This window comes from Streptomyces acidicola (genome assembly GCF_009377235.1).
Taxonomy (GTDB): domain Bacteria; phylum Actinomycetota; class Actinomycetes; order Streptomycetales; family Streptomycetaceae; genus Streptomyces; species Streptomyces acidicola.
The window spans coordinates 23,949-34,444 of record NZ_VMNX01000088.1 but is presented as its reverse complement, the minus strand read 5'-3'; the positions used below and the strand labels follow the sequence as shown (position 1 = coordinate 34,444).

9 protein-coding genes are annotated in these 10,496 nt (G+C 68.0%); 6 read left to right on the top strand and 3 right to left on the bottom strand.

Translation table 11 applies throughout. The features are described 5' to 3' along the window. The 6 genes from murJ to trxA all read left to right on the top strand — a co-directional run. Nucleotides 1–2,023: murein biosynthesis integral membrane protein MurJ (murJ, locus tag FPZ41_RS22790; protein ID WP_152865372.1), on the top strand; the 2,023-nt coding region annotated here is incomplete at its 5' end. Between the two features lie 117 nt (nt 2,024–2,140). Next, on the top strand, nt 2,141–3,865 hold the full coding sequence (locus FPZ41_RS22785; RefSeq protein ID WP_322620586.1) for a protein kinase family protein: 1,725 nt from the start codon (nt 2,141–2,143) through the stop codon (nt 3,863–3,865). A gap of 24 nt (nt 3,866–3,889) precedes the next feature. Further along, nucleotides 3,890–4,606, top strand: coding sequence for an RNA polymerase sigma factor SigM (sigM, locus tag FPZ41_RS22780; RefSeq protein ID WP_152865370.1), 717 nt, complete (start codon nt 3,890–3,892; stop codon nt 4,604–4,606). Next, nucleotides 4,603–5,571: an anti-sigma factor family protein gene (locus FPZ41_RS22775; protein WP_322620585.1), complete on the top strand. Its 969-nt coding sequence runs from the start codon at nt 4,603–4,605 to the stop codon at nt 5,569–5,571. Before sigM ends, FPZ41_RS22775 begins: the two co-directional genes overlap by 4 nt. Before the next feature lie 176 nt (nt 5,572–5,747). Continuing rightward, nucleotides 5,748–6,719, top strand: coding sequence for a thioredoxin-disulfide reductase (trxB, locus tag FPZ41_RS22770; protein ID WP_322620584.1), 972 nt, complete (start codon nt 5,748–5,750; stop codon nt 6,717–6,719). A 43-nt stretch (nt 6,720–6,762) separates the two neighbouring features. Beyond that, nucleotides 6,763–7,095 (top strand): thioredoxin, encoded by a 333-nt coding sequence (trxA, locus tag FPZ41_RS22765; RefSeq protein WP_322620583.1) that lies wholly within the window; start codon nt 6,763–6,765, stop codon nt 7,093–7,095. A gap of 127 nt (nt 7,096–7,222) precedes the next feature. On the opposite strand, the gene FPZ41_RS22760 is transcribed toward trxA, so the two are convergent. The 3 genes from FPZ41_RS22760 to FPZ41_RS22750 form a co-directional block, all read right to left on the bottom strand. After that, nucleotides 7,223–7,840 carry a GNAT family N-acetyltransferase gene (locus FPZ41_RS22760; RefSeq protein WP_152865368.1) on the bottom strand — a complete coding sequence of 206 codons (618 nt, stop codon included), beginning with the start codon at nt 7,838–7,840 and terminating at the stop codon, nt 7,223–7,225. A 327-nt stretch (nt 7,841–8,167) separates the two neighbouring features. Then, entirely contained in the window at nt 8,168–9,265 is a 1,098-nt protein-coding gene (locus tag FPZ41_RS22755; protein ID WP_322620582.1) for a ParB/RepB/Spo0J family partition protein, read from the bottom strand. Beyond that, nucleotides 9,262–10,335: a ParA family protein gene (locus tag FPZ41_RS22750; RefSeq protein WP_152865388.1), complete on the bottom strand. Its 1,074-nt coding sequence runs from the start codon at nt 10,333–10,335 to the stop codon at nt 9,262–9,264. The genes FPZ41_RS22755 and FPZ41_RS22750 overlap by 4 nt, the downstream gene beginning before the upstream one ends. Nucleotides 10,336–10,496 lie beyond the last annotated feature (161 nt).

Genomic DNA, 10,496 nt, shown 5'->3' with positions numbered 1-10,496 from the left:
GCCTCCGGGCACATACCCGCCCCAGCAGCCGCTCTACGCCCAGCCGCCGTCCTCCCCGTACGCCCCCGACCCGCGGGTGTGGGCACAGACCCCGCCGCCCGAGCCCGAGGGGCCGTCACAGCATCTGCCGTACGGCGACGACCCCCGTACGACGCAGTTCGTGGGCGTGGACGATCTCGTCACGCGGGCCGGGCAGCAGCGTCACGAGCCCGATGCCTTCGCCCATCTCTTCCGCGACCAGCAGCAGGGCGGTGCGCACGGACCCAGCGGCGCGCACGCACCCATGGGCCAGCCGTCCGTACCGGGTCCCGCCCAGCCGTCGATGCCCGCCCAGGGCTCCGAACCGGAGCAGACCGCCCCCGCGCCCGCTCCCGTGCCTCCGGCGAATAAGGGCGGCCGCGCCTCGGGGCTGCTGAAGTCCAGCGCCGTGATGGCGGCCGGCACCATGGTGTCCCGCCTCACCGGGTTCATCCGCTCCGCGATGATCGTCTCCGCGCTGGGTCTCGGCCTGCTGGGCGAGTCCTTCCAGGTGGCGTACCAGCTGCCGACGATGATCTACATCCTGACGGTCGGCGGTGGCCTCAACTCCGTCTTCGTGCCGCAGCTCGTGCGCGCCATGAAGGAGGACGACGACGGCGGGGAGGCGTACGCCAACCGGCTGCTGACCCTGGTCATGGTGGTCCTCGGCCTACTCACCGCGGCCACCATGTTCGCGGCTCCGCTGCTGGTACGTGCCCTGTCGAACCCCCTCGCCACGAATTCCGCGGCCAACGGGGTCGCCGTCACCTTCACCCAGTACTTCCTGCCCTCGATCTTCTTCATGGGCATCCACGTGGTGATGGGGCAGATCCTCAACGCCCGCGGCCGGTTCGGCGCGATGATGTGGACCCCGGTCCTGAACAACATCGTCATCATCGTGACCCTGGGAGCGTTCCTCTGGGTCTACGGCAGCGCGGCCAACTCGCACATGACTGTCAAGAACATTCCGCCGGAGGGGGAGCGGCTCCTCGGTATCGGTATCCTTCTCGGTCTCGTCGTCCAGTCCCTCGCGATGATCCCGTACCTGCGGGAGACGGGCTTCAAACTGCGCCTGCGCTTCGACTGGAAGGGCCACGGCCTGGGCAAGGCCGCGATGCTCGCCAAGTGGACGATCCTGTTCGTCCTCGCCAACCAGGCGGGCGCCCTCGTCGTCACCCAGCTCGCCACCGCAGCGGTCACGGACACGAACATCCCCGGCACCGGTTTCAGCGCCTACGCCAACGCCCAGCTCATCTGGGGTCTGCCGCAGGCGATCATCACGGTGTCCCTGATGGCCGCCCTGCTGCCGCGGATCTCGCGTTCCGCCGCCGAGGACGACCCGGGTGCCGTCCGCGACGACATCTCCCAGGGCCTGCGCACGACCGCCGTCGCGATCGTGCCCATCGCCTTCGGGTTTGTCTCTCTCGGCATCCCGATGTGCACCCTGATCTTCGGCTCCTCCGGCACCAGCTCGGCCACGAACATGGGCTACATGCTGATGGCGTTCGGCCTCGGTCTGATCCCGTACTCCGTGCAGTACGTCGTGCTGCGTGCCTTCTACGCGTACGAGGACACCCGGACGCCCTTCTACAACACAGTCATCGTGGCGGCCGTCAACGCCGGGGCGTCCGCGGTCTGCTTCCTCGTGCTGCCGGCCCGGTGGGCCGTGGTGGGCATGGCTGCCGCGTACGGACTGGCGTACGCGACCGGTGTCGGCGTGGCCTGGCGGCGGCTGCGCAAGCGGCTGGGCGGTGATCTGGACGGGGGCAGGGTGCTGCGGACGTACGCGAGGCTGTGCATCGCCTCGGTGCCGGCGGCTCTGCTCAGCGGTGCCGCCTGCTACGGCATCAGCCGCGCTCTGGGACAGGGCGTCGGCGGCTCGATGCTCGCGCTCGTCGGCGGCGGAATCGTTCTACTCGGTGTCTTCTTCGTCGCGGCGCGACGGATGCGCATCGAGGAGCTCAACTCAATGGTCGGCATGGTCCGCGGGCGCCTGGGACGCTGAGGCGGGGTAAGCGCACAACCATCGTCCGCCGTCGTGTGTCGCTCATAGCGACGGACTGTGGGCACAATTGGCTTTGGCGTCGGACAACGCGCAACGGATGGGGAGGCAGGAACGACGGTGGCGGAACGGAGCACGGCTGCCGTCGACGTGGCAGACAACAGCGGCGACAAGCCGCTGACCGCAGAGGCGGACCAGTCCACGGCCGACGGGGTGGCCCAGAACCGGGAGCGGGACACGGACAGCGCGGCGAGCGAAGAGGCACAGGGAAGCGGCGGAACCGAGGTCGGGAAGACCACGCCGCCCGAACTGCACAGCGGCCACAAGCTCGCCAGACGCTACCGGCTAGAAGAGTGCGTCACCCGTCTGGACGGTTTCAGTAGCTGGCGTGCGGTGGACGAGAAACTCCGCCGCGCCGTCGGCGTACACATCCTGCCGGCCGACCATGCCCGGGCACGCTCGGTACTGGCGGCGGCACGCTCGTCCGCTCTGCTGGGCGACCCGCGCTTCGTCCAGGTCCTGGACGCGGTCGAGGAGAACGACCTCGTGTACGTGGTGCACGAGTGGCTGCCGGACGCGACGGAGCTGACGGCACTGCTCGCCTCAGGCCCGCTGGAGCCGCACGACGCCTACCAGATGGTCTCCCAGGTCTCCCACGCCATGGCCGCCGCGCATCGCGAGGGCCTTTCCCATCTGCGGCTCACCCCCAGCGCCGTGCTCCGCTCCGGCTCGGGTCAGTGGCGCATCCGCGGGCTCGCGGTGAACGCCGCGCTGCGCGGGATCAGCTCCGAGACCCCGCAGCGCACCGACACGGAGGCGATCGGCGCCCTGCTCTACGCCGCGCTCACCCAGCGCTGGCCGTACGAGGAGGACGCATACGGCCTCTCCGGCCTGCCGAAGGACGTCGGGCTCATCGCTCCCGACCAGGTGCGGGCCGGCGTCCACCGCGGCCTGTCGGAGCTCGCCATGCGCGCGCTCGTCAACGACGGCGCGACCGCCTCCCGCCACGAGTCCGCCTGCACCACGCCGGAGGACCTGGTGAAGGCGATCGGCGAGATGCCCCGCATCCGCCCCCCGGAGCCCGCGTTCACCGCGCCGCCCGAGTACCAGCGCACCAACTACCACCAGGGGACGTACGGCCGCCAGACGCCCCACCCGGGCGTCACACAGCCGATCCAGCCGCCGCCCCCGCTGCAGAGCCGTACCGGCAAGGCGCTCAAGTGGGCCGTGTCCGCACTCCTCATCGCTGCCCTGGGCCTCGGCAGCTGGCAGCTCGCCGACGCCCTCATGGAGCAGGGCGGCAAGTCGTCGGACGACACGAACACGAACCAGACGACGGATGGGAACGACAAGGACGGCAGCAGGACCAGGCCGACCAAGCCCATAGCGATCAAGGGCGCCGAAGAGTACGTGGCGGAAGGCTCCGCCCAGGCACCCGAGGACGTGGGCAACACGTACGACGGCAAGAGCTCCACGTACTGGCGCACCAAGAGCTACAACGAAGGCCCTACTCTCGCGCCGTACAAGGCCGGCGTCGGCATCGTCTACGACCTCGGCTCGGCCAAGGACGTCTCAGCCGCGTCGATAGGGCTCCGTTACAGCGGGAACCACACGACGATTCATCTGTACGCCGCGGATTCGCTGACCCCCTCGACGTCCGTGGACGGAATGAAGAAAATCGGCACCGTGACGACGAGCGGCGCCACCGCGAGCGTGAAGGCATCAAAATCGGTGAAGACACAGTACGTACTCCTGTGGATCACTGATGTGCCCTACGCTCCGGGCGACGACTACAGCGGTTCCGGCTTCAAGCAGGCCATCACCGATGTGACGTTCAAGGGCTGACAGCGCACTGAGGGGAGGGGCCGGATGGCAGACGGCGTCGGTCACGACGGGGTGAGCGATCAGGAGCTCCTCGCCCGCCATGTCGAGGGCGATCCGGAGGCCTTCGGTGAGCTCGTGCGACGGCACCGGGACCGGCTGTGGGCGGTGGCGCTGCGCACGCTGGGGGACCGCGAGGAGGCAGCCGACGCGGTCCAGGACGCGCTCGTATCCGCCTACCGGGCCGCTCACACCTTCCGTGGCCAGTCGGCCGTCACGACCTGGCTGCACCGCATCACGGTGAACGCCTGTCTCGACCGGGCCCGCAAGGCGGCCTCACGGAAGACCTCGCCCGTCGATGACACCGAGCGCCTGGAGCAGCTCTTGGAGCCGCACGAGTCGGCGTCCGCTCCGGCAGAGCGCAACGACCTGCACCGCCAGCTCCTGGAGGCACTGGGAACCCTGCCCGCCGACCAGCGCGCCGCCCTGGTCCTGGTGGACATGCAGGGCTACCCGGTGGCGGAGGCGGCCAGGATCCTCGACGTGCCGACCGGCACCGTGAAGAGCCGTTGCGCCCGTGGCAGAGCCAGACTGCTCCCCTTGCTCACCCATCTCCGTGCGGACGGTGGCGCAGGCACGGAGAGCAAGAAGTCGGCGGGGAGAAGGAACCGGACGCAGGGGACATCCGTCCCACCCGCAGCAGGACCACATGATGCAGGGCCAAGCGATTCAGCTGCTGTGAAGGGCGGAGGTGGGCGAGCGTGACATCCACGACCGACGCGGCCGAGCACCCGGAGATCACGGAGCTCTCCGACCTCACCGAAGGTCTGCTCCCGCCTTCTCGTAGTGCGGACGTGCGACGGCACCTGGACGAGTGCCCGCTGTGCGCCGACGTGTACGCCTCGCTGGAGGAGATCCGCGGCATGCTCGGCACGCTGCCGGGGCCACCACGCATGCCTGCCGAAATCGCCGGCCGCATCGACGCAGCCCTGGCGGCCGAAGCGCTGCTGAACTCCACGGCACCCGACCCCCACGCCACAACAGCTCAGGGACCTGCCGAGGCGTCGCGTCCGGAGCTCGACGAGAACAGCGGCGCGCATGTTTCACGTGAAACATCGCCCCCGGCGGACCGACCCGCGGGTCACTCCCGCGGCGCCACGGGCCCTGGTCGACCGGGCCGCAAGCGCATCGCCCGCCGGAGGGTCGTCGTAGTGAGCGCCGTCTTCACGGTTGCCGCCCTGAGTCTCGGCGCGCTGCTCGCCCAGTCCATGGGGGGATCCGGCTCCGGAGACAACCCCGGGACAGAGCACAGCCAGGACGCCTCCGTGAGCACGTTCGCCGGCGACACGGTCAAGAACCAGGTGGAGACTCTCCTCGCCGAGAATCACGCCGCGGGCAAGGCTTCCGGTGGCCGGGACGACTTCGACACCAGCACCAAGCCTCCGGGCGCCAAGACCGATGGGCCGCCCAAGACCCTCGTCACGGTCAACGTGCCCGACTGCATCGCAGAAGGCATCGGCCGCGGCGAGAGCCCGCTGGCGGCCAAGGAAGGCGAGTACAAGAAGGCAACCGCGTATCTCGTGGTTCTGCCCGATGCCTCCAACACCGCCCGCGTCACGGCGTACGTCGTCGACGCCGCCTGTGTGGGCAAGACTCCCGCATCCCCCGGCGACGTTCTGCTGAAGCACTCCTATCCGCGCCCCTCCGCAGCACCTTCCACCGGTCGCTGAGCTGCCGCGTCCCGACACCGGCCACCCTTGGCATCCCTGCGCGATGCCGGGACTCCGTGTGCCCGGACACACCGGGAATGCACGCCCCGTAGGATCCGTTGGGTGGGGTGAGAGTTGTGAGAGAAGCTCCCACCGGCAGCAGTAGGTAGCAGTCTCCAGAGACGAGGAATCAAGCCGTGAGCGACGTCCGAAACGTGATCATCATCGGCTCCGGGCCCGCCGGCTACACGGCGGCGCTCTACACCGCGCGCGCGTCGCTGAAGCCGCTGGTGTTCGAGGGCGCCGTCACCGCGGGTGGCGCGCTCATGAACACCACCGACGTGGAGAACTTCCCTGGCTTCCAGGACGGCATCATGGGCCCCGAGCTCATGGACAACATGCGCGCCCAGGCCGAGCGCTTCGGTGCTGAGCTGCTTCCCGACGACGTCGTTGCCGTCGACCTCAGCGGTGAGATCAAGACCGTCACGGACACCGCGGGCACCGTGCACCGTGCCAAGGCGGTCATCGTCGCCACCGGCTCCCAGCACCGCAAGCTCGGGCTGCCCAACGAGGACGCTCTCTCCGGTCGAGGCGTCTCCTGGTGCGCCACCTGCGACGGGTTCTTCTTCAAGGACCAGGACATCGCGGTGATCGGTGGCGGTGACACCGCCATGGAGGAGGCCACCTTCCTCTCCCGGTTCGCCAAGTCCGTGACGGTCGTCCACCGCCGGGGCACCCTGCGGGCCTCCAAGGCCATGCAGGAGCGCGCCTTCGCCGACCCGAAGATCAAGTTCGTCTGGGACAGCGAGGTGGCCGAGATCAAGGGCGACCAGAAGCTGGCCCATCTGACGCTGCGCAACGTGAAGACGGGCGCGACGTCGGAGCTGCCGGTGACGGGCCTGTTCATCGCGATCGGCCACGACCCGCGTACGGAACTCTTCAAGGGCCAGCTCGACCTGGACGAGGAGGGCTACCTGAAGGTCGACGCCCCCTCCACCCGGACGAACCTGACCGGTGTCTTCGGCGCCGGTGATGTCGTCGACCACACGTACCGCCAGGCGATCACCGCAGCCGGCACCGGCTGCTCCGCCGCCCTCGACGCCGAGCGTTTCCTCTCCGCTCTCGCGGACAGCGGGCAGGCCGCCGAGCCCGAGAAGACCGCCGTCTGACCCCCATCCGCCCCGCCGCACCAACCACTTAAGGAGCACCGCCGTGGCCGGCAGCCTGAAGAACGTGACCGACGATTCCTTTGAGCAGGACGTCCTCAAGAACGACAAGCCCGTCCTGGTGGACTTCTGGGCCGCCTGGTGCGGTCCGTGCCGCCAGATCGCGCCGTCCCTTGAGGCGATCGCCGCCGAGTACGGCGACAAGATCGAGATCGTCAAGCTCAACATCGACGAGAACCCGGGTACGGCCGCCAAGTACGGCGTCATGTCCATCCCGACCCTGAACGTGTACCAGGGTGGCGAGGTCGCCAAGACCATCGTCGGTGCCAAGCCGAAGGCCGCGATCGTGCGCGACCTTGAGGACTTCATCGCTGACTGAGCCGAGTCGTCGGCACCGCCGTTTCACGACAGCGGCGATGTTTCACGTGAAACACGAATGGGCCAGCCCTCAAGGGCTGGCCCATTCGTATGAGGAGAGCACGCAGAGTCCATAGAGAGCCCACCCATCAGAGCGGTCGCAGCGCGGGCTCCTTCTGTACGGCGCCGAGCAAACGGTCCAGCGCCAGCTCGACGTCCTCCTTCCAGGAAAGCGTCGTCCGCAGCTCCAGCCGAAGCCGGGGATACGTCGGATGAGGACGGACCGTCTTGAAGCCCACCGCCGTCAAATGGTCAGCAGGCAGCACACACGCCGGTGCCTGCCAACGCGCATCCCCGAAGGCCTCAATGGCCTTGAAGCCCCTGCGCAGCAGATCCTTGGCGACTGTCTGGACCATCACACGGCCCAAACCCTGCCCCTGATAGCCCGGCATGATGAAGGCCGTCATCAGCTGGACAGCGTCGGGTGACACCGGACTCGTAGGGAACGCCGTCGAGCGGGGGACATAGGCGGGCGGCGCGTACAGCACGAAGCCCACTGGCACCTCGTCCACATAGACGACCCGGCCGCAGGATCCCCAGTCCAGCAGGACCGCGGAAATCCAGGCCTCCTTCTCCAGTGCGGAGGTACCCGCCTCTACTGCGGCCTCACCGCTGACTGGGTCCAACTCCCAGAAGACACACGAGCGACAGCGCTTGGGAAGGTCCTGAAGGTTGTCCAGGGTGAGCGGTACGAGCCGACGCCCCATGAAGGCTGTTCCTCGCTTCCTTCGCCCGCTGCGTCGCGGGCTGCTCTCAGGGCGCTCCGCTCCCTCAGCAGGCTGCCGACGAAACCGCCAGCCGCCCCCAGGCCAAAGCCTGCGGTCACCCACTCGGAACGGCTCATGGTTCGCATGACGCCCGCCTCCCCGATCAAGGTGCCGCCAGGTGGATGCGCCATACCCAAACGCATCGTATCCACGATGTGATTCCATCGATACCGCCTGAAAGCAAAGAGCGGGCCGTGTTCCGGTACACACCGGACACGGCCCGCTCTGCTGGTCGACCGGTCGAAAGTCGTCCTACAGTCTGAAGCCTCAGGACTCGGTCTCGTCCGACTCGTGATCCAGGAGACTCTTCTGAAGAACGGGGCCCTCGCCTGGAGCCAGGCTGCCAAGGATGCGCTCAAGATCCTCCATCGAAGCGAACTCGACTGTGATCTTGCCCTTCTTCTGGCCGAGATCGACCTTCACTCGCGTCTCGAAGCGATCCGAGAGCCTGGTCGCAAGATCGCTCAGCGCCGGGGAGACCCGGGTGCCGGCCCGCGGCCCCTTGGAGGGCGGGGCGCTCTTCGGGTGCGAACCCATGAGGTGGACGATCTCCTCGACCGCCCGCACGGAGAGTCCCTCGGCGACGATCCGATGAGCCAGCCGGTCCTGCTCTTCCGAGTCCTCCACAGAGAGCAGTGCCCGTGCGTGCCCCGCGGAGAGAACACCGGCAGCTACACGACGCTGCACCGCAGGCGAGAGCTTCAGCAGACGCAGAGTGTTGGAAACCTGTGGACGGGACCGACCAATGCGATCCGCCAGCTGGTCATGCGTGCACTTGAAGTCCCTCAGGAGCTGGTCATAGGCGGCCGCCTCTTCCAGCGGGTTCAGCTGGGCCCGGTGCAGGTTCTCCAGGAGTGCGTCCAGGAGCAGCTTCTCGTCGTCCGTGGCGCGCACGATCGCGGGGATCGCCTCCAGGCCGGCCTCACGGCAGGCCCGCCAACGCCGCTCACCCATGATGAGCTCGTATCGCGCGGGGCCCAGTTGCCGTACGACGACAGGCTGGAGGAGACCGACCTCCTTGATGGAGGTGACCAGTTCCTGCAGAAGGTCCGCGTCGAACACCTCGCGCGGCTGGCGCGGGTTCGGCGTGATGGAGTCCAGGGGCAGCTCGGCGAAGTGAGCGCCGAGAGACGCTGCCGGTGTCTCCACGGCACCGTTCGGCGACGGGTCCTCTGTTTCACGTGAAACATGCGGAAGCGTTGTCACCTTCGCGGCAGCCACTCCCCGCTCGGCGGTGAGGGTGGGCACAGCCGCAGGGGACGTGGACCCTACGCCCCCCGCCGGTGGCGTCACCTTCTCCCCGGTCGGGGCCGCAGGAATCAGTGCGCCGAGACCACGGCCCAACCCCCTCCGTCGCTCACTCACTGGATCCCCTCCACCATGCTCGGGTTACTCTGTGCGCCGATATGGGCGGGCGTCGGGTCGTACCCAACACCGACTCCCTTCAGCGCGATTTCTCGTGCCGCCTCAAGATAGGAGAGGGCACCGCTCGAACCTGGATCGTACGTCAGTACCGTCTGCCCATAGCTCGGCGCCTCGGAGATACGGACGGAACGCGGAATGCTCGTCCTCAGCACCTCGTCACCGAAGTGGCTGCGCACCTCGTCGGCGACCTGAGAGGCGAGGCGCGTCCGGCCGTCATACATCGTGAGCAGGATGGTCGACACATGCAGGGCGCGGTTGAGGTGCCCCCGCACCAGGTCGACATTGCGGAGCAGCTGCCCGAGGCCCTCCAGTGCGTAGTACTCACACTGAATCGGGATCAGGACCTCCTGGCCGGCCACCAACGCGTTGACCGTCAGGAGACCAAGCGAGGGCGGGCAGTCGATGAGGACGTAGTCCAGGGGCTGCTCATAGGCCTGGATCGCTCGCTGCAGTCGGCTCTCCCGCGCCACCAGAGAGACCAGCTCGATCTCCGCACCGGCGAGATCAATCGTGGCGGGGGCGCAGAAGAGTCCCTCGACATCGGGCACGGGCTGGACGATTTCGGCCAGCGGCTTGCTGTCGATCAACACGTCGTAGATCGAAGGAACTTCGGCGTGGTGATCGATACCCAACGCGGTGGACGCATTGCCCTGCGGGTCAAGGTCGATCACCAGGACACGTCCACCATGCAGGGCCAGTGAAGCGGCAAGGTTGACCGTCGTCGTGGTCTTACCGACCCCGCCCTTCTGGTTGGCGACCACGATGACACGCGTCTGGTCGGGCCGAGGCAGGCCCTCGCCAGCGCGCCCCAGAGCCTCCACCGCCAGTTGGGCAGCACGACCGATGGGAGTGTCGTCCATCGGGGGTGGTGTTTCACGTGAAACATCCTCCCCCATCGACTCGGTACGGGGGCCGGGGACCGGATCGGTCATCGGTCCCGCGATGTTGGCGTCGGACCGCAAGGATTCACTCTCCTCGACTTCAGGCTCGCAATGAACAGAGCCTCCCATGTCTTTGGGGTCGTGAACCAGTGAGGCCTGGTGTTCTGTGGAGAAATCCACCTCTGTGGACAACTCCGATACCTCTCCGAGTGACCCGAGAGGCTTACGGACGCGGGGGTCGGCCGCGGCGCGGCCGCGACTGATGATGCCGTGCAGCAGTGAGCGACGTT

Bases quoted from the DNA above. Each gene is read 5' to 3' on its own strand.
- FPZ41_RS22760 (WP_152865368.1), bottom strand. From the start codon at position 7,840: ATGGGGCGTCGGCTCGTACCGCTCACCCTGGACAACCTTCAGGACCTT.
- sigM (WP_152865370.1), top strand. From the start codon at position 3,890: ATGGCAGACGGCGTCGGTCACGACGGGGTGAGCGATCAGGAGCTCCTC.
- FPZ41_RS22750 (WP_152865388.1), bottom strand. From the start codon at position 10,335: ATGGGAGGCTCTGTTCATTGCGAGCCTGAAGTCGAGGAGAGTGAATCC.